This is a genomic window from Nocardioides sp. SR21, assembly GCF_022761125.1.
In the GTDB taxonomy this organism is placed as follows: Bacteria; Actinomycetota; Actinomycetes; order Propionibacteriales; family Nocardioidaceae; genus Nocardioides.
The window spans coordinates 98,845-117,743 of sequence record NZ_JAKWJR010000002.1; the positions used below are offsets into that span (position 1 = coordinate 98,845).

Annotated in this window: 14 protein-coding genes; 6 read left to right on the forward strand and 8 right to left on the reverse strand. The window is 72.4% G+C overall.

Going from position 1 to position 18,899, the window contains the following annotated elements; translation table 11 throughout:
* Position 1: 1 nt before the first annotated feature.
* From MJ604_RS03775 to MJ604_RS03805, 7 genes are all read right to left on the reverse strand, one after another.
* Entirely contained in the window at positions 2 to 991 is a 990-nt protein-coding gene (locus MJ604_RS03775; protein WP_243056958.1) for a MoxR family ATPase, read from the reverse strand.
* Positions 992 to 1,005: 14 nt separating this feature from the next.
* Positions 1,006 to 3,255: a fibronectin type III domain-containing protein gene (locus tag MJ604_RS03780; RefSeq protein ID WP_243056959.1), complete on the reverse strand. Its 2,250-nt coding sequence runs from the start codon at positions 3,253 to 3,255 to the stop codon at positions 1,006 to 1,008.
* On the reverse strand, positions 3,252 to 7,553 hold the full coding sequence (locus MJ604_RS03785; RefSeq protein ID WP_243056960.1) for an FtsK/SpoIIIE domain-containing protein: 4,302 nt from the start codon (positions 7,551 to 7,553) through the stop codon (positions 3,252 to 3,254). The genes MJ604_RS03780 and MJ604_RS03785 overlap by 4 nt, the downstream gene beginning before the upstream one ends.
* 39 nt (positions 7,554 to 7,592) lie before the next feature.
* Positions 7,593 to 7,856 carry a hypothetical protein gene (locus tag MJ604_RS03790; protein ID WP_243056961.1) on the reverse strand — a complete coding sequence of 88 codons (264 nt, stop codon included), beginning with the start codon at positions 7,854 to 7,856 and terminating at the stop codon, positions 7,593 to 7,595.
* A gap of 52 nt (positions 7,857 to 7,908) precedes the next feature.
* Positions 7,909 to 9,504 carry a peptidoglycan-binding domain-containing protein gene (locus tag MJ604_RS03795; protein WP_243056962.1) on the reverse strand — a complete coding sequence of 532 codons (1,596 nt, stop codon included), beginning with the start codon at positions 9,502 to 9,504 and terminating at the stop codon, positions 7,909 to 7,911.
* A gap of 94 nt (positions 9,505 to 9,598) precedes the next feature.
* Positions 9,599 to 9,868: a hypothetical protein gene (locus MJ604_RS03800; RefSeq protein WP_243056963.1), complete on the reverse strand. Its 270-nt coding sequence runs from the start codon at positions 9,866 to 9,868 to the stop codon at positions 9,599 to 9,601.
* A gap of 66 nt (positions 9,869 to 9,934) precedes the next feature.
* Positions 9,935 to 10,768, reverse strand: a complete 834-nt coding sequence (locus tag MJ604_RS03805; protein ID WP_243056964.1) for a hypothetical protein — start codon at positions 10,766 to 10,768, stop codon at positions 9,935 to 9,937.
* Positions 10,769 to 10,830: 62 nt separating this feature from the next.
* Between MJ604_RS03805 and MJ604_RS03810 the strand changes: the two genes are divergently transcribed.
* The 6 genes from MJ604_RS03810 to MJ604_RS03835 all read left to right on the forward strand — a co-directional run bounded on the left by MJ604_RS03810 (position 10,831) and on the right by MJ604_RS03835 (position 16,213).
* Positions 10,831 to 11,973 carry a GPI inositol-deacylase gene (locus MJ604_RS03810; RefSeq protein WP_243056965.1) on the forward strand — a complete coding sequence of 381 codons (1,143 nt, stop codon included), beginning with the start codon at positions 10,831 to 10,833 and terminating at the stop codon, positions 11,971 to 11,973.
* Positions 11,970 to 12,434, forward strand: coding sequence for an SRPBCC family protein (locus tag MJ604_RS03815; RefSeq protein WP_243056966.1), 465 nt, complete (start codon positions 11,970 to 11,972; stop codon positions 12,432 to 12,434). Before MJ604_RS03810 ends, MJ604_RS03815 begins: the two co-directional genes overlap by 4 nt.
* 110 nt (positions 12,435 to 12,544) lie before the next feature.
* Positions 12,545 to 13,132, forward strand: a complete 588-nt coding sequence (locus MJ604_RS03820; RefSeq protein WP_243057379.1) for an ATP-dependent Clp protease proteolytic subunit — start codon at positions 12,545 to 12,547, stop codon at positions 13,130 to 13,132.
* 32 nt (positions 13,133 to 13,164) lie between these two features.
* Positions 13,165 to 13,773, forward strand: a complete 609-nt coding sequence (locus MJ604_RS03825; protein WP_243057380.1) for an ATP-dependent Clp protease proteolytic subunit — start codon at positions 13,165 to 13,167, stop codon at positions 13,771 to 13,773.
* Between the two features lie 135 nt (positions 13,774 to 13,908).
* Complete coding sequence (clpX, locus tag MJ604_RS03830) at positions 13,909 to 15,192, forward strand: ATP-dependent Clp protease ATP-binding subunit ClpX (RefSeq protein ID WP_243056967.1); 1,284 nt, start codon at positions 13,909 to 13,911, stop codon at positions 15,190 to 15,192.
* 145 nt (positions 15,193 to 15,337) lie between these two features.
* On the forward strand, positions 15,338 to 16,213 hold the full coding sequence (locus MJ604_RS03835; RefSeq protein ID WP_243056968.1) for a hypothetical protein: 876 nt from the start codon (positions 15,338 to 15,340) through the stop codon (positions 16,211 to 16,213).
* Between the two features lie 57 nt (positions 16,214 to 16,270).
* Here MJ604_RS03835 and valS read toward each other — a convergent pair whose 3' ends face one another.
* Positions 16,271 to 18,886 carry a valine--tRNA ligase gene (gene valS, locus MJ604_RS03840; RefSeq protein WP_243056969.1) on the reverse strand — a complete coding sequence of 872 codons (2,616 nt, stop codon included), beginning with the start codon at positions 18,884 to 18,886 and terminating at the stop codon, positions 16,271 to 16,273.
* Positions 18,887 to 18,899: the final 13 nt, after the last annotated feature.

The following is an 18,899-nucleotide window of genomic DNA, read 5'->3' on the forward strand; positions in this document are numbered from 1 at the left end:
GTCAGCCCTCGTCGGGCTGCGGCGGCGCGACGGTCTCCAGCACGTCGTGGACGACCGAGCCGGGGGTGTGGCCGGCGAGGATCGAGTCGCGGGTGAGCACGGTGCGGTGGGCGAGCACCGCCTCCGCGAGCCGCTGCACGTCGCTGGGCACGACGTAGTTGCGGCCCTGTGCGGCGGCGTACACCTGCGCGCAGCGCACGAGCGACTTCAGCCCGCGGGTGCTGGCGCCGAGCCGGACCCGCGGGTCGTTGCGGATGGCGACGCCGAGGTCGCGGATGTAGCGCAGCAGCAGGTCGGCGACGTGCAGGCCGGCGAGCCGCTCGGCCAGGGCCGCCACCTCGCCCGGCGTGGTGACGACGGGTACGTCGGCGACGCGGCCGGCGGTGCCGCCGGGACGGAGCACCTCGATCTCGTGCTCGGCGTCGGGGTAGCCCAGCGAGGTGCGCACGAGGAACCGGTCGAGCTGCGCCTCGGGGAGCCGATAGGTGCCGTCGAGGTCGACGGGGTTCTGCGTCGCGATCACCACGAACGGGTCGGGCACCAGGTGTGCGGTGCCGTCGACGGTGACCGTGCGCTCCTCCATCACCTCGAGCAGCGCCGACTGGGTCTTGGCCGACGCGCGGTTGATCTCGTCGGCGAGCACGACGTTCGCGAACACCGGGCCGGGCCGGAAGCTCACCTGGCCGTCGCGCGGGTCGAAGACGGTGGTGCCGGTGACGTCGCTCGGCAGCAGGTCGGGCGTGAACTGGATCCGGCGTACCTGCCCGCCGAGGGCGCGGGCGACCGCGCGGGCCAGCGTGGTCTTGCCGGTGCCGGGGACGTCCTCGAGCAGCACGTGGCCGCCGGCGAACATCGCGACCAGCACCAGGTCGACGACGCCGCGCTTGCCGTGGACAGCGGACTCGACGGCGTCACCGATCCGGTGGTGCAGCTTTCGGAACTCGGCGATGTCGTCCTCGGTCGGGCTGAAGGGTGAGACGACGGTGGTCACGGGGTCTCCTCTGGTCACGAGCACCGGACGCAGGAGGGTGCCTGCTCGGTGGTCCACTCGAAGCGCTCGCTGGTCACCGACTCGGTCCCGTTGGAGGCCGTGAACACGATCGAGTGGTGGCGCACGCCGTTGTCCTGCTTGCGGGTCATACCCGTGGCGATCGGGACCGACACGTTCGTCGCGTCGCACCGGAACTCGACGGGGTCCTGGGCGGTCTGGTTGCCCTCGTGGGTCCAGGTGCAGGTGCCCGGGAACTCCCGCCAGGACTCCGGCGGCGACAGCGTGAGCCTGGTGGTGCCCTGGCCGTACCAGGAGAGGCCCTGCCAGGTGTGGCTGGCGCCGGTCACCAGCTGGCGGTCGGCCGCGGGCAGGGTCGGGACCTCGGGTCCGTCGTACGCCAGCGTCGCCTTGGCGGCCGGTCCACGGCCCTTGGCGTTCGTCGCGGTGATCGAGACGGTGACCGGGCTCGGGTTGCAGTAGGTCGTCGCGCAGACGGACGTGAACGCCGTGCTGGTGGTGGGCCCGACCTCGTTGGTCTGGGTGCCGTTCGCGTCGGTCATCGTGACGGTGTAGCCGGCGATCGGGGACCCGTTGCCCTCGGCCGCGGACCAGCGCACGCTGATCGTCGCGGTCGTGTCGTCGGGGTTGCCGGCCACCTGGCCGAGGATGCCGGTGACCGCGCCCGGCAGGCCGGACGTGCTGACCGGGTTCGACGGCGCAGACGTCTCGGTGGGCTCGCCGTCGCGGACCGCGGTGACCGTGTAGCGGTGCGTGCCGGCCTGGGCGGGCACCGACGTCTGCCGCTCGACACCGGAGACGGTGTAGAGCACCGGGCCGCCCTCCTCCTGCACGGTGAACTCGTCGGCGGGGTCGCCTCCGTGGTGCCACGTGACCTCGACGCGGCCGGACGGCAGCTCGGCGGCGATCACGTGCGTCGGCGGCTCGAGGGGCTGGGGCTGGTCCGGGTCGTACGGCGGCTGCCCGGTCGGCTCCGGGTCGGGGTCGGTCGTGGGGTCGGGGGTGGGCTCCGGGTCGGGGTCGGGCACCGGGTGCGACGGGCCGGGGCCGGGGGCCGGGCCGACCGGGTCGGCGACCGGGTTGACCGGCCGGACCGGGATCGGCGGTGCGACCGCCTGGCCGGTGCCGCCGGACTGCTTGAGGGAGCTGACGTAGCGCTCGATCGTGGTGACCGAGCCGTCGGCATGCACCACGGCGCCGTGGGTGGCGCCCGGGACGTTGATGAGCAGGCTGCCGTCGTCGAGCACGAGGTCCGGGTCGCCCGCGTCCTCGGTGACCTCGATGTCGTTGCCGGCGCGCTGGCCGTCGGCGGTCAGCCGGACCACGCGTCCGGCGCCGGTGCACGGCACGTAGACCAGCCCCTCGAACACCTCGGGCCGCCCGGGCTCCGCGCAGCCGATCGTGGCGACGTCGACGATGCGGACCCCGCCGTCGCCGACGATCGCGACGCGGCCGGTGTCGGGGGAGGAGGCCGGGACCAGGTCCGACGGCGCGGACGTGGGGACGGCGAGCTCGCCGCCGAGGCCGACCGCGTCGGCTACGACGTCGTCGTCGGTGCCGACCTGGACCACGATGCCCTCGTCGGCCCCGAACACCGTGACGCCGCGGTCGTGGCCGACCAGCGCCGAGCGCGCGCCGCTGTGGTCGATCTGGCGGGTGTCCTCGACGACGAACGTGAGGCTGGAGGTCGACCAGCGGAGCTCGGTGAGCAGGCCCTCGGGGTCGATCGCCCAGACCCGGCCGGCGCCGTCGATGGCGGCGTCGGCGATGCCCTCCGGCGAGCTCCACATCTCGCCGATCGGGTCGGTGGTGACCGGGTCGATGGAGGCGACGGTGCCGCGCTCGCGGTCGACGAGGAAGACGTCGCCGTCGAGGTGCAGCACGTCGGTGGCGACGCCCGGCGCGACCTGGCGGGCGCCTGAGGTGAGCAGGCTGGTGAGGTCGAACGACGAGAGCTCGCCGGTCGTGCGGTTGGTGACGATCAGCCGGCCGTCGTACTGCGCGAGGTCGAGGTCGTCGCCCTCGTCGCCGACGTCGAGCTGGGCCTCGGGCCGGCCGGTGGCGGGGTTGACCTCGATGACCTGGCCGGTCGGGTCGTCGGTGAACCAGGTGAGCCCGTCGGCGATGTCGACGGCGGTGCGGGTGACGCCGTTGCCGAACAGCACGCCGGCGACCAGCGACGCGGCGACGACGACCACGGAGAGCTCCGCGGTGCCGCGGGCCGAGCGCCCGTGCTGCCGCTTCATTCCGCCTCCCGAGTGTGCGGTGTGGTGCCGACTTCGATGCCTGCGTGGGTCACGAGCTGCGCCACCCACGCCGACCCGGACTCGCACCACAGACCCCGGCCGGGGCCCGTCAGCGGCTCGGTCGTCTTGCTGGGCACCGTCACCCCGAGGACATCGCCATCGTTCCACTCGGGTTGGAGGATGAAACCCCGGCGACCCTGGCGGGCGGCGCTCACCAGACCGTCCGGTCCACCGCGCTGCTTGGCCATCGTCATGTCGGCCGTGACGACCGCTCCGAGCCGGCTGGCCGGGTCGGCCATCACCCGTTGCAACGAGGCGACGGCGGTCCGGGCCGCGTCGTCGGTGGCAGCGTGCGCGTCCCACTGGTGGGCGTCGTCGACCAGCAGCAGCGCCCAGTCCCGCGGGTCCCGCTCGGCGGTGCGCCAGGCGTCCACCTCGGCGGCCGCGGTCGCCGGGTCGCTGGTGCGGATCACCCGGGGCGGACGCTCCGCCCGGCCGACCAGCGCCGCGATCCCGTCGAGGGCGCTGGTGCGGCCCGAGCGGGACCGGCCGGCGATGACGACCGGCGGCCCGAGCAGGTCCACCTCGACGACCGCGACGGCGTCGGCGTCGACCGCCAGCGCGACGCGGGTCCCGGCCGGGACGGGCAGCGCCTGCTGGTCGAGCCGCGCCGGCATCGAGGGGACCGGCGCGGCGCCGCGACCGGCGACCGCCGGGGCGAGGAGGTTCCCGATCGCCTTGACCCGCTCGGCCTGGACGGGCGTACCGGCCCCTCCGGTGGTGGCGATCTGCACGCCGCTGCGGTTCAGGAGACCGGCGCCCGGCGCGCTGTCGGCGTCGAGGACGTCGGCCCGGACCCCGAGCATCAGGTAGTCGTCGGTGGTGGTCATCCGCAGCACGATCCGGCGGCCGAACGTCGCCGCCAGCGCGGTGGGGACGCCGGTGCGTCCGGGGGCGGTCGCGATCACGTGGATGCCCACGCGGCGGCCGTTCTGCAGCACGTTCTGGATGTGCTCGAGGTGCTCGCGGGCGACCCCGCCGGAGGACTCGAGGCTGTCGACGAGCGACGGCAGGTTGTCGATCACGACGTAGACCCGCGGCAGCGCCGTGCCCATCCGCGCCAGGTCGTCGAGGTCGGAGCAGCCGTGCGAGGCGAGCGCCGAGGTGCGCTCGGCGACGGTACGCCGCAGCAGCCGCAGCAGCCGGAGCACGCGGCCCTGGTGGCTCTCCGGCACGACCGCCTCGACGGTGGGCAGGCCCGCGATCGCGGCCAGGCCGCCGCCGGCGTAGTCGATGCCGTAGACGTACGGCGCGACGCTCTGCGCTCCGAACGCGTCGCCGAGCGACGCCGACAGCACCGTGGTGCGCAGCAGCTCGGTCTTGCCGGAGCCGGAGGCGCCGTACACGAGCACGTGCCCGACGGACGCGAAGTCGATGAGCAGCTCGGGCTGCGTCTGCTCGCTCGGCTCGTCGATCCGGCCGAGCACGACGCGTCCGGTCGCGCGCTCGGTGGCGCCGGCCATCAGCTGGTCGGGCTCGAGCAGCAGCTCGGCCGGAAGCGGCGGCAGCCACGGGCGCTTCGGCGGCGCGGCCTCGGTGCGGGCGAACGCCGTACGGATCGTGGTCACGCAGCGCACCAGGTCGGTGCGCGGGTCGAGCCGGACCTCCTCCCCGAGGCCGGTCTCGAGCGAGCCGGCGGCCGAGAACGCCTGCACGCGCACCTTGTTCTCGCTCGCGTCGACCGGCTGACGCGCGCCGGTCCACGCCGACTGCACGAGCTCCGCCGTCCCGTGGCCGGTACGCCGGATCCACGCACGGCCGGGCGTGCGCCGGGAGATGCGGGCGGCCTCCGGGGAGTCGATCACGTCGCGGGAGTCGTCGGCGGAGGAGACCCGGAGCGCGATGCGCAGGTCGGTGTTCGCGCGGATCGGCCCGGTGACGACGCCGGCCGGGCGCTGGGTCGCGAGCAGCACGTGCATGCCGAGCGAGCGGCCGCGCTGGGCGAGGTTGACCATGCCGTCGACGAAGTCCGGAACCTCGCTCGTCAGCGCCGCGAACTCGTCGACGCAGATGAGCAGGGAGGGGACGGCGGCCTCGGGGTGCTCGCGCTCGAGCTGCACGAGGTCCTTCACGCCGTACTCGCCGAGCAGGTGCTCGCGCGCGGTGATCTCGGCGCCGAGGGAGGTGAGCGCGCGCTGCACGAGGGCGGGGGTGAGGTCGGTGATGTAGCCGACCGTGTGCGGCAGGTCGGCGCACTCGCGGAACGCGGCGCCGCCCTTGTAGTCGACGAGCAGGAAGTTCATCCGGCTCGGCGGGTTGTTCAGCGCCAGCGAGCAGATCAGCGACTGCAGCAGCTCGCTCTTGCCGGAGCCGGTGGTGCCGGCGACCAGGCCGTGCGGGCCGTCCTCGCGCAGGTCGATGGTGACGGTGCCGTCGATGCCGGCGCCGATCTGCGCGCGCAGCCCCGACGACTGGCTCCACCGGCGCAGCACCGCGACGATGTCGTCGAGGTCCTCGAAGTCGCTGCTCACCTCGGGCAGCCGCACCACCGCGGGGATCGCGGTCGACGCGGGCAGCACCGCGGCCTCGTCGACGTACCCCGTCATCGAGCGGGCGCTGCGCCAGGCGTGGTCGAGCGTGACGACGTCGGCGGTGTCGATCCGGCTGATGCCGCCGCGGTCGCGGACGCCGACCTCGCCGCTCGCCAGGTCGATGCGCAGGCCGGTGGCGGCCGGGACCTCGTCGGGGTCGGCGCCGAGCCAGACCAGGTGCAGGTTGCGCTCAGGCGCGGCCGCGGCGACCGCCTCGACCGTACGGCGCGGGATGCCGGCGCGCTCGTCGACGAAGCAGATCGTGTGCCCGGAGTTGCCGTCCTCGGCGACCAGGCTCTCCAGCAGGGCGGTCGCCGGCCGGGCGCCGATCGCGACCGGCGGCTGGCCACCGATGCGCGTGGTGGCGTGGGGCAGCCAGCGCAACCAGGCCTCGTGCTGCTTGCGGCCGCGGCCGAAGCAGCCGGCGACGCTGACCTCGGACGGCGAGTGGTCGAAGCCGATGCGCAGCAGCATCGAGCGGGCCAGCGCATCGACCTGCTCGTCCGGCCCGGTGAGCGCGACGACCGTGTGCTGGGCGAGGTCGGCGAGCACCGGCATGTCCTCGAGCTCGTCGCGCTCGAGCAGCTCGGCGGCGACCTCGCGCCGCGAGGGCCGGTCGCCACCGTCCTTGATCGAGCCGCGCAGCATCGCGGGCACGGTGCCGATGCCGAGCCGGGTCACGAGGAACGCGTGCCGGTCCTCGGCCCGGGCCCAGAGGTACTTGTCGCGCGACGCCGCCCGGGCGCGCACGGTCTCCGCGTCCGGGTAGTCGTCGTGGAACTGCTGGCGCTGCCGCACCGCGTGGTCGTCGAGGACGGTCAACAGCCCGTCGACGTCCTCACGCCACTCGGCCTTCTCCTCCTCGAACTGCTTGCGGGCGCTGCGCTTCTGCTGCCACCAGCCCGCGGCGCCGAGGATCGGCCAGGCCAGCATGTAGACCACGGCGTACGGCGTCTGCGAGCGCATGAAGATCGCGACGCCCATCACCATCGGCAGCATGAGCATCGCCCAGGGCAGCGGGGACGGGCGGTTCTTGCTCGGCGGCGACGGGAAGTCGAGGACCTCGTCGAGCAGCGGGTCGCCGAAGCGCGGTGGCCGGAAGACCGAGACCGCGGCCTCGTCGCCGGGCACCTCGCCGGGCTCGATGACCAGCGTGCTCCGGCCGAGCTGGATCGGCGTGCCCCAGTCGATCTCCCGGGCGCTGGTGACCCGCTCGCCCGCCACGCTGGTGCCGTTGGCCGAGCCCTCGTCGTACACGGTCGGGCGGGCGCCGAGGATGATCCGGGCGTGCTGCTGGGAGACCAGCGGGTCGGTGAGCCGCAGCGTGCAGGTGGCCGCGCGGCCGAGCGTGAGGGACGTCGACCGGACGTGCAGCCGCTGGCCGCGGTCCGGTCCGTCGGTGACGCGGAGCACCGCGCGGGGACGGGCGCTGGTGTTCACGCGGGTGAGCCAGGAGGCCGGCGCGGACACGACGTCGACGAGGTCGCCGGTGCGCAGCCCGCACTCGTCGAGCGGGCGGTCCGCGGGCCAGGGGAGGTTGCCGTCGAGCGGGACCAGGTGGAGGTTCTGCTGGTCGGGGGCGACGTGCCTGCCGAACGCGCGGGCCAGGTCGGCGACGGTCGCTCCCGGCCGGGCCTGGACGTGCACGTCGACCGACGGGAGGCCCGACTCCGGAGCTGGTCGCAGCGACAGGATCCAGCTCTGCATGGTCGGGCCTCCCGGAATTGGCTCGGTCGACGGGTCAGGTCAGTTGGAGACCTGCTCCTGCTCCTGGGCCTGGTTGTTGATCAGCGTCGAGAACTCCTGCAGCGAGTTCACGACCTGCGTGAGCATCGTGCGGTAGTCCGACTGCCACGCCTGGCGGGTGCGCTCGGCGTCGGGGCCGATCCACTCGAAGCCCTCGATGACCTGGGTGAGGCGGCCGGTGAGCTGCTCGAGCTCGCCCGCGCCCTGCGTGATCTGCTGGGCCGACTGACGACCGGCCTCGACGTCCATTCCCTTCATGGGCATGGGATATCTCCTTCTCTGTTAGGTGATGCCTGTGGGGCGATTCGTGGGGTGATCAGGGCATCCGGCGACGGACCGCGGTGGTCGCCTCGTCGGTGGTGATCCGGCCGTCGTGGTTGAAGTCGAGGCCGGAGTTCTGGGAGTACGCCGCGGTGCCCTGGCTGAACAACGTCTCGCCTGCGGCGTGCGGGTGGCCGGCGAGGATCGACGTGTAGACGCTCTCCAGGTCGCCGAGCCGGCCGCGGAAGGGCTCGAAGTAGCGCTCGACGTAGGTGAGCTGCTCGATCGGCGTCATCGCGGCGAGGGCCGCCGTCGACGTGCCCATGCCCCGCGCGGTGCTGGGCATGAACTGGATCAGTCCGGTCGCGCCGGAGCCGGCGGCGTTGGGGGTGGACGAGCTGAACGCGCCCCCGGTCTCGAAGCTCATCGCCGCCATCAGGTGCTCGGGCTGCGCGCCGACCCGGCCCGCCACCCCCTCGACGGCCCGCAGGAACTCCGGCGTCACGTTCGCGTTGCCGGTCACCCCGGTGATCTGGTTGTAGTCGTAGCCGCTCGGGGAGGTGTAGCCGCTGCCCTGGGCGACCTGCAGCGGGTGGTCGGCGCGGTAGGCGTCGTACGCCGCCTGCGTGTTGGAGCCCCACTGGCCGTCGACGCCACGGGTGTCGTAGCCCGCGTCGGTGAGCCGCTGCTGGAGGTCGCGCACCTCGGGCCCGCTGCTGCCGCGGCCGTTGGTGCTCGACAGCCGGTCGATCGTCGGGTCGCCGCTGCCGGAGCGGGCCGCGAGCGCCGCGCCGCCGACACCCGCGGCGGCCGCGCCACCGGCGATCGCCGCGGCGGCGCCGTACGACGGCGAGGAGCTGTCGCCGGACGCGACCGGGTCGCCGCTGCCGGTGTGCCCGACCGTGCCGAGCGTGTCGGCGCCGGGAGAGGTCCCGCCGAAGCCGCCGGCGGTCGAGGCGGAGCCGGTGGAGTCCGGGTTGCCGCCGATGGTGCTGCTGCCGATCCCGGTGTCACCCCTACCGACGGAGCCGCCGCCCGAGGTGCCGCCGCCACCGGCGGAACCGCCGCCGCCGGCCGGGGCCTGGGCCACGTCGGCGCGCTGGTGGGCGCCCCCGTCGAGGCCGTGCTGGCCGCCGATGGTGGTCGCGGTGCCGACGCCGCGGGCGTCGCCCGAGGCCGTCGTACCGGTGTCGCTATCGCCCTCGCCGTCGACCGCGTCGGCGATCGCGTTCACGATCGCGATGCCCTGCAGGGCGTCGCCGATGATCGTGCCCGCGAACGGCTGGACGCTGCTGTCCCCGCTCACCTGCGGCGTGTAGGTCGGCAGCGAGCCGAAGTCGACGGTGTTGCCCTGGCTGACCTGGTCCTGCGCGTCGGCGTTGGCGTTGAGGACCTGCGCGAACAGGCCGAGGGCCATCGAGATCTTCTGCAGCCAGGGGACCACGACCGTCTCGAGGTACGTCGCGTAAGCGGCGCTGGCGCCGCCGCTGAAGAACGACGCTGCCCGGAGGATCGCGATCAGCGCCTTGAGGTAGGCGATGACCTGGTCGGTGGTCTCCTTGCCGTCCTGGCACACCTGGCCGGCGTCGCGGAGTTCGTCGGTGTCTGCGCCGAGGAACGACATCGGCTGCTCCTTCTGTCTACTGGTCACCGCCCGATCGGTGACCCCCGAAAACGTAGGCACGCCACGTCGGTGGCGTCGATGGCCGGCGGGGCGGAACGTTCCGCCCGGTCCGGCGTGGGAGTCAGCTGCTGGCGGCGTCCTGGCGGTCCGCGTGGCAGCAGAGGATGCGGCCCTGCTCCTCGAGGGACTGCGAGGCGTTGTTGGCCTGCGGCGCGAAGCTGCCGTGCCAGTCGCTGGAGAAGTTCTCGCGGTCCGGGCCCTGCCACTTCAGGCCCTGGATCATCGCGCTGATGTTGGCGACCATCCCGGCCACCTGGCCCGCCTGGGAGCCCATGTTCTGGCCGACCTCGCGGCCGTACTCGGTGTCCATGCCCTGCATCCGCTGGGTCATCGCTGTCTCCTGTCTCGTGCTGTGGGTCCGGGGACCGTAGGCACGGCGGGGGAGCAGGGGCCAGGGCTAGGTGGGTGGAACGTTCCGCTTCGTCGCGGCCCTCTCGGCGGCCTCGAGGTCCTCGACGGTGACCAGTCGGACCTCCGCCGTACGCCGGCCGATCGCGAAGCGGACGTTCTGCGCGCGGCCGGCGCCGGCCCGGAACGGGTCGTCCTTCGGGCCGAACGCGAGCGCCGAGATCGAGTGGATCGCGTCGTCGACCCGCTGGGCGCGCTCGAGGTTCCAGGCGTAGCCGTGCCAGTGCAGGACGCGCTCGTAGATCTCGCGGTTCGACGGGGGCCGGGGGTAGTCGTCGGTGCCCGACAGCCAGGGCTCGGCCAGGGCGAGGGCGACGTACCACTCCCGCGACTCGCGCGGCAGGTGCGGCGCCGGCGCGGTGACGTTGGCGATCCCGTCGTCGGGCGGTGCCGGACGGGGCGCCGGCTCGGAGACCGAGGGGGTCACCTCGACGACGATCGAGAGGTCGTCGAACGTGTCGGGCCCGGTCTGCCGCCCGCGCATCACGACCAGCTGGTTCTCGCCCTCGTCGAGCAGCAGCGACATGCCCTCGGCCAGCGTCACCCGGCGGGCGCCACCCGGCGCGTCGAACAGGCTCGACACCTGGGTCTCGCCCGAGCCGTGCCAGCGCAGCCGCGCGATCTCCTCGCCGACCACGAGCTCACCGAGCAGCCGGGAGACGTGCGGGGCGCAACGGGGGAGCGCGATCGCGGTGGTGCGCAGGTCAGCCTCGAGGTCGTCCTCGGGCAGCGCGTGGTGCGGCGAACGGCCGAAGAGCAGCGTCTCGCCCGAACCGAGAGTCACCGTGGGGAGTCCCGATCCGCGCAGCGTCACCCGGAGCACGTCTGGATCCAATCACAGAGACGTGGTGTACGAGTGTTCACTGAGTCGATAGGGTCGTCAGCATGGGCTCGACCTGCTCGCCGACGTACCCCCCGGCCTACGCCCCGACCTACCCCCCGACCTATTGGGACGCGCTCTCGCTGGTCTCCGAGGTCGCCGACGAGCTCGTCCTGCGCAGCGTGCGCGACACCCACGACGCCTGGGCCGACCGCGTCGGCGGCTACCCGGGGCGCGCGATCACCTCGGCGGTGTACGCCGGCGCCGGCCTCGGGCTGCGCGCCGCGTCGTACGGCCTCGACAAGGTCGGTGCGCGCGGACCGCTGCTCGAGGACGGCCCGCGCGGCCGGTTCGTGAGCTCCGCGGTGAACGGACTCATCGGCGACCGGCTCGCCGCCGACCGGCCGCGGATGGCGATCACGATGGCGGTGCGCTCCGGCGGCCGCGACGTGGACCTGGGCGCGCTCTCCGAGACGTTCCCGGACGCGACCGGCCGGGTCGTGGTGTTCCTGCACGGGCTGTGCGAGACCGAGGCGTACTGGGACCGCGGCCCGGCTCCGACGTACGGCGAGGCGCTGGCCGGCGAGGGCTGGACTCCGGTGTTCCTGCGCGCGAACACGGGACTGGGGCTGCGGCCGAACGGCGTCGCGCTGTCCGCGCTGATGCAGCGGCTGGTCGAGGCGTGGCCGGTGCCGGTGACCCGTGTGGCGCTGGTCGGGCACTCGATGGGCGGGCTGGTGCTGCGGGCCGCCGGCGCGGTCGCCGCGGACGTCGAGTCGCCGTGGACCGACCTCGTGTCGGACGTCGTGACGCTCGGGACGCCGCACCTCGGCGCGCCGATCGCGCGCGGCATCGGGCACGGCAGCCGCGGGCTCGCGCGACTGCCCGAGACCGCGGCGTTCGGGCGGATCCTCGACTGGCGCTCGGCCGGCGTGCACGACCTCGTCGCGGGGCTCGCCGAGGACGTCCCGCCGCTGCCGCACGCGCGCTACCGCCTGGTCGCGGCGACCATCACGACCAAGCCCCGGCACCCGGTCGGGCACGTCATCGGGGACTGGCTGGTGCGGGTGGAGTCGGCGTACGGCAGCCCCAGGCCCGGGGAGAGCCTGTTCCCCGGTGCCACCCGGCTGCACCTCGGGCGCACCGACCACTTCGGGCTGCTCAACCACCCGCGGGTCCACGAGGCTCTGCGAGAGTGGCTCGCATGAGCACTGCTGACCGCGAGCTCCGCGCCGAGGCCGACGTGGCCGCCCCGCCCGAGCGGGTGTGGGCACTGCTGACCGACTTCTCGCAGATGCCCGACTGGAGCCCCGAGCTGGTGAAGATGCTGCCGCTCAAGCCCGGCGGGCTGAGGCGGGGCCAGTGGTACCTCGGGATCAACCGGCGCAAGGCCGTGGTCTGGCCGACCCGCAGCGTGGTCGCGGAGCTCGATCCGGGCCGGTTGCTCGTGTGGGACACCACGTCGAGCGGCGCGCGGTGGATCTGGGAGCTGTCGCCGTCGGGCACCGGCACCCGCCTGGTGCACCGGCGGCCGGTCCCGAAGAAGCTGACCGGGCTCAGCAAGCTGTTCGCGGGCGCCTTCCTCGGCGGGGCCGAGGGGCACGCCGACGAGCTCGAGACCGGGATGGCCGAGACGGTCGCGCGGCTCCGGACCGCGGCGGAGTCGTAAATCTGCTGTCGGCGAACAGCGGGGTATTGGCCGTGGAACTGTCGATGCTTGCGGCTAGGGTCGCTCTCGTGACCCAGAACTCCAGTCCTCAGCTCAACGGTGGCGCGGGCATGAACGTCCTCGACGACCACATCTACCAGCGCCTGCTGCGCGAGCGGATCGTCTTCCTCGGCTCCGAGGTGCGCGACCAGAACGCCAACGCGATCTGCGCCCAGCTGCTGCTGCTCTCGGCGGAGGACCCCGAGGCCGACATCTTCCTGCACATCAACAGCCCGGGTGGCTCGGTCGACGCCGGCATGGCGATCTACGACACGATGAACTACATCCCGAACGACGTCGCGACCGTCGGCATGGGCCTGGCGGCCTCGATGGGCCAGTTCCTGCTCTGCGCCGGCACCAAGGGCAAGCGCTACGCCCTGCCCCACGCGCGGATCATGATGCACCAGCCGTCCTCCGGCATGGGTGGCTCCGCGTCCGACATCAAGATCCAGGCGCAGCAGTCGCTGCACATCAAGAAGGTGCTGCTCGAGCTGATCTCGGAGCACACCGGCCAGAGCGTCGAGCAGGTCACCGCCGACGCCGACCGCGACCGCTGGTTCACCGCCCAGCAGGCCATGGAGTACGGCCTGGTCGACCAGGTCGTGAAGAGCGCCCGCGAGGCCGCCGACGACGGCCGCCCGGCCCACCAGAAGGACTGAACGACATGACGACCCCTGACCTGAGCCCGTCGATGAACTACTACATCCCCCAGTGGGAGGAGCGGACGTCGTACGGCTTCCGCCGCATCGACCCCTACGCCAAGCTGTTCGAGGACCGCATCATCTACCTCGGCACGCCGATCTCCGACGACGTCGCCAACGCGGTGATCGCCCAGCTGATGTGCCTCGAGTCGATGAACCCCGACCAGGACATCCAGATCTACATCAACAGCCCGGGCGGCTCGTTCACGGCGCTGACCGCCATCTACGACACGATGAACTTCATCAAGCCCGACGTGCAGACGGTGTGCATCGGCCAGGCCGCCTCGGCCGCCGCGATCCTCCTCGCCGCCGGCACCCGCGGCAAGCGGATGGCGCTGCCGAACAGCCGGATCCTGATCCACCAGCCCTACACCGAGGGCACCTTCGGCCAGACCTCGGACATCGAGATCCAGGCCAACGAGATCCTCCGGATGCGCGAGCTGCTCGAGAAGATGATCAGCGACCACAGCGGTCGCGACCCGGAGCAGGTGAGCCGCGACATCGAGCGCGACAAGATCCTGACCGCCGCCCAGGCCGTCGACTACGGCCTGATCGACGCCGTGATCGAGTCCCGCAAGGGCACCCCGGTCCTCGCCTGACCACGCCCGATGACCGGCCCCGGCGTACTTCGTGTCTGTGCCCCCCTCGGGGGTCGGCAGGAGGTACCGTCGGGGAGGTCTTCGGACCACTCGCTCGACCAGCACAGCCCGACCCAATTCGGAGGATGACCGCCCGTGGCACGCATCGGTGACGGAGGTGACCTGCTGAAGTGCTCCTTCTGCGGGAAGAGCCAGAAGCAGGTCAAGAAGCTGATCGCCGGCCCCGGCGTCTACATCTGCGACGAGTGCATCGACCTCTGCAACGAGATCATCGAGGAGGAGCTGAGCGAGGGCGCCGAGGTCAGCCTCGACGAGCTCCCCAAGCCCAAGGAGATCTTCGAGTTCCTCAACGCCTACGTCATCGGGCAGGAGCAGGCGAAGAAGTCCCTCGCGGTCGCGGTCTACAACCACTACAAGCGGGTGCAGGCCGGCCTCCAGCCCGTCTCGGGCAAGCACAGCAAGGAGGAGGTCGTCGAGGTCGCGAAGTCCAACATCCTCGTGATCGGACCCACCGGCTGCGGCAAGACCTACCTCGCCCAGACCCTCGCGCGGATGCTGAACGTCCCGTTCGCCATCGCCGACGCCACCGCGCTCACCGAGGCCGGCTACGTCGGTGAGGACGTCGAGAACATCCTGCTCAAGCTGATCCAGGCCGCCGACTACGACGTCAAGAAGGCCGAGACCGGCATCATCTACATCGACGAGATCGACAAGGTGGCCCGCAAGGCCGAGAACCCGTCGATCACGCGCGACGTCTCCGGTGAGGGCGTCCAGCAGGCGCTGCTGAAGATCATCGAGGGCACCACCGCCTCGGTGCCGCCGCAGGGCGGCCGCAAGCACCCGCACCAGGAGTTCATCCAGATCGACACCACGAACATCCTGTTCGTGGTGGGCGGCGCGTTCGCGGGCCTCGAGCACATCATCGAGCAGCGGGTCGGCAAGAAGACCCTCGGCTTCACCGCGGAGGTCCGCGGCCAGGCCGAGCGCGAGGCCGAGGACCTGCTCGCGAAGGTCCGTCCCGAGGACCTCACGAAGTTCGGCCTGATCCCCGAGTTCATCGGCCGGCTGCCGCTGATCGCCAGCGTGTCCAAGCTCGACCAGGAGGCCCTGGTCCAGATCCTCACCGAGCCGCGCAACGCGCTGGTGAAGCAGTACCAGAAGCTCTTCGAGCTCGACGGCGTCGACCTCGAGTTCACCGAGGAGGCGATCCAGGCGATCGCCGACCAGGCGATGGAGCGGGGCACCGGCGCCCGCGGTCTGCGCGCGATCATCGAGGAGGTCCTCCTCCACGTGATGTACGACGTGCCCTCGCGCGGCGACGTCGCGAAGGTGATCGTGACCCGCGAGGTCGTCACCGACGACGTCGCGCCGACCCTGGTGCCGCGCGAGTCCGAGGCCAAGAAGAAGAAGTCGGCGTAGTCCCTCTTGACGGGGCGGTCGGCCCGGGTGTGGACTTGATGGCCGGACCGGGCCATCTCTGACTAGTCCATTCGGGCTATTTCCGTCCTTGGGGGCCTTCTCGACTTGTTGCGTCCGTGACTAGTCGCGAACACTGGTGCTCGACATGACTCCTGTGCGCCGCCCTCGGCTCTTCCATGACCACAAGGCACCACTGGCCGCTTTCGTGCTGGTGGTGCTGACGAGCATGTTCATGATGGTCCACATCGCGCGCAGCGAAGCGGCGCCGGCCTGGCTGCGCAACGGTGCGTCCACCATCGCCGCGGGCCCGCTGCTCGTGCAGCGCGTGGTGAGCGGAGACCTCGTCGAGCGCACCCCCGAGCCTGTGGAGGCGCCGAAGGTCGTCACGGCCGCGGTGGAGCCCGTCGAGGACCCTGCCGCGACGTCTGAGGCCCGTACCCCCGGCACGGGCTCCCACGCCGGCTCGAACGCTGGCTCCCACGACTCCTCGCACGGCACCAAGCAGGGCCCGGGCCGCGAGCACGGCGGCCACGTCGGCCAGCCGATCGCCGCCGTCGACCCGGTCGAGACGCCCACCCCGACCGAGACCCCGACCCCGCAGTCGCCCGGCAAGGGCAGCCACGGCAACGGGTACGCCTGGGGTTGGGGCCACGACGACGACGATGAGGACCAGGGGTCCGGCCAGGGCGGTTCCGGGACCGGTGGCGGCGACTCCCAGGACGACTCCGACGACGACGGCTGGGGCCACGGCAGCGGCCACGGCTGGGGCCACGGCGGCGGCTGGGCCCACGGCAGCAACGACGACGACGACGATGACGACCACAGCTGGGGCCACGGCAACGGGCACGGCTGGGGCGGTGGCTCGGGCGGTGGCTCGAGCCACGGCGGCAGCAGCCAGGGTGGCGGCTGGGGCCACGGCGGCGGTCACGGCGGCGGTCACGGCGGCGGCTACGGCGGCGGCCACGGCAGCAGCCAGGGCGGCGGCTGGGGTCACGGCGGCGGCTGGGGCCACCACCGCTGACGCCTACCTGGCAGCCAGGACCCGCACGACTCGCCGTGCGGACCCGGCGTGTCGCACCTACTCCGCGACCGGAGCCAGCTCCGCGCTCACGGTCAGCTCGGTCGCCGATCCGTCGACGGTGAAGACCAGGTCACCGGTGATCCGGCCGGTCTTGCGCAGGTCGCCCTCGGCCTGCTCGGCGGCGCGGACCAGCGCCTCCGGGCCGGAGATCTCGACCCGGGACAGCTCGGCGCGCATCGAGACCTTGGCGTTGGACTTCGCGCCACGGATGCCGATCAGCGCCGCGGAGACCGCGTCGAGGGTCGTGGGGTCGGTGGCGGCGGCGGAGCCGAGCTCGGCGACCGTCGGCCAGGCCGCGGTGTGGATCGAGCCCTCCTGCCACCACGACCACACCTCTTCGGTGACGTAGGGCAGGAACGGCGCCAGCAGCCGGAGCTGGACGTCGAGCGCGATCGCGAGCGCGGCGCGCGCCGAGACGGTGGCCGCGCCACCGTCCTCGTCGTACGCGCGCTCCTTGACCAGCTCGAGGTAGTCGTCGCAGAACTCCCAGAAGAACTTCTCGGACGTCTCCAGGGCGGTCGTGTAGTCGTAGGCCTCGAACGCGTCGGTCGCCTTGGTGACGACGTCGGCGAGCTTGCCGAGCAGGGCGCAGTCGACCGGCTCGGAGACCTCGAACGGGTTCACGCTGGTCGCACCGACGCCGCCGAGGACGAACTTCGAGGCGTTGAGGACCTTCATCGCCAGCCGGCGGCCGACCTTCATCTGGGTCTCGTCGAACGGCGAGTCCAGGCCCGGGCGGGCCATCGCGGCGCGCCAGCGGACGGCGTCGGCGCCGTACTTGTCGAGGATGTCGGTCGGGACGACCACGTTGCCCTTCGACTTCGACATCTTCTTGCGGTCGGGGTCGAGGATGAAGCCCGACACCAGCGCGTGCGACCACGGGGCCGCGTTGTTCTCGAAGTCCGCGCGGACGACGCGCGAGAACAGCCAGGTGCGGATGATGTCGTGGGCCTGGGTGCACAGGTCCATCGGGAAGACCCGCTGCCACAGGTCGTCGTCGGACTCCCAGCCGCCCGCGATCTGCGGGGTGAGCGACGAGGTCGCCCAGGTGTCCATCACGTCGGGATCGCCGATGAAGCCGCCGGCCCGGCCGCGCTGGTCCTCGGCGTAGCCCTCCGGCGCGTCGGTCGACGGGTCGATCGGCAGCTGGTCCTCGCGGGGGAGGAGCGGGTGGTCGTAGTCGGGCTCCCCGTCGGCGTCGAGCGGGTACCAGACCGGGAACGGGATGCCGAAGAAGCGCTGGCGCGAGATCAGCCAGTCGCCGTTGAGGCCGCCGACCCAGTTGTCGTAGCGGTGCTTCATGTGGGTCGGGATCCACTGGATCTCGTTGCCGCGGTCGAGCATCTCCGAGCGGACGTCGGCGTCGCGGCCGCCGTTGCGGATGTACCACTGGCGGGTTGCGACGATCTCGAGCGGCTTGTCGCCCTTCTCGTAGAAGTTCGTCATCCGCTGGGTCGGCTTCGGGTCGCCGTCCAGGTCTCCGCTCTCGCGGAGCGCGGCGACGACCGCCTCGCGGGCCGAGAACGCCGTCTTGCCCTTCAGCTCCTCGTACGCCGCCGCGGCGGGCTCGTGCGCCAGCCACTCCGGGGTCTCGCGCGACATCCGGCCGTCGCGGCCGATCAGGGTGCGGACCGGCAGGTCCAGCTCGCGCCACCAGGTCACGTCGGTGAGGTCACCGAACGTGCAGCACATCGCGATGCCGGCGCCCTTGTCCATCTCGGCGGCGGCGTGGGCACGGACCGGGATCTCGACGCCGAAGACCGGCGAGGTCACGGTGGTGCCGAACAGCGACTGGTAGCGCTCGTCGTCCGGGTGCGCGACCAGCGCGACGACGCTCGGGATCAGCTCGGGTCGCGTGGTCTCGATGAAGAGGGGCTCGCCGTCCGGCTTGTGGAACGCGACCCGGTGGTAGGCGCCGGCGTACTCACGCGCCTCGAGCTCGGCCTGGGCGACCGCGGTCTGGAACGTGACGTCCCAGAGGGTCGGCGCCTCCTGGAGGTAGGCCTCGCCGCGGGCGAAGTTGCGCAGAAACGCACGCTGGCTGACGACCTGCGCCTTCGAGCCGATCGTCGTGTAGTGCTGCTTCCAGTCGACCGAGAGGCCGAGGGTGCGCCACAGCTCCTCGAAGACCTGCTCGTCCTGCTGGACGAGCTCCTCGCACAGTGCGATGAAGTTCGGCCGGCTGATCGGGATCTGCTTCTTCGGGTCCGGCTTCTCCGGCGGCGTGAAGTCGGCGTCGTACGGCAGCGACGGGTCGCAGCGCACGCCGTAGTAGTTCTGCACGCGGCGCTCGGTCGGGAGGCCGTTGTCGTCCCAGCCCATCGGGTAGAACACGGACTTGCCACGCATCCGCTGGAAGCGGGCGACCAGGTCGGTGTGCGTGTAGGAGAACACGTGGCCGACGTGCAGGCTGCCGCTCACGGTCGGCGGCGGGGTGTCGATTGAGTAGACGTTCTCGCGCGGCTGGGTGCGGTCGAAGGCGTAGGTGTCCTGCTCCTTCCACCGCGTGCTCCAGGTGGCCTCGAGGCCCTCGAGCGCAGGCTTGTCGGGTACGACGACGGCGCGGGGTGCTGCGCTCGTCGTGTCCGTGGCCTGGCTCTGAGTGTCGGTCATGGAGGAAATCCTA

Coding starts and splice junctions, on each gene's coding strand:
- MJ604_RS03780 (WP_243056959.1), bottom strand. CDS start 3,255: ATGAAGCGGCAGCACGGGCGCTCGGCCCGCGGCACCGCGGAGCTCTCC.
- MJ604_RS03785 (WP_243056960.1), bottom strand. CDS start 7,553: ATGCAGAGCTGGATCCTGTCGCTGCGACCAGCTCCGGAGTCGGGCCTC.
- MJ604_RS03790 (WP_243056961.1), bottom strand. CDS start 7,856: ATGCCCATGAAGGGAATGGACGTCGAGGCCGGTCGTCAGTCGGCCCAG.
- MJ604_RS03800 (WP_243056963.1), bottom strand. CDS start 9,868: ATGACCCAGCGGATGCAGGGCATGGACACCGAGTACGGCCGCGAGGTC.
- MJ604_RS03810 (WP_243056965.1), top strand. CDS start 10,831: ATGGGCTCGACCTGCTCGCCGACGTACCCCCCGGCCTACGCCCCGACC.
- MJ604_RS03815 (WP_243056966.1), top strand. CDS start 11,970: ATGAGCACTGCTGACCGCGAGCTCCGCGCCGAGGCCGACGTGGCCGCC.
- MJ604_RS03820 (WP_243057379.1), top strand. CDS start 12,545: ATGAACGTCCTCGACGACCACATCTACCAGCGCCTGCTGCGCGAGCGG.
- MJ604_RS03825 (WP_243057380.1), top strand. CDS start 13,165: ATGAACTACTACATCCCCCAGTGGGAGGAGCGGACGTCGTACGGCTTC.
- MJ604_RS03835 (WP_243056968.1), top strand. CDS start 15,338: ATGACTCCTGTGCGCCGCCCTCGGCTCTTCCATGACCACAAGGCACCA.
- valS (WP_243056969.1), bottom strand. CDS start 18,886: ATGACCGACACTCAGAGCCAGGCCACGGACACGACGAGCGCAGCACCC.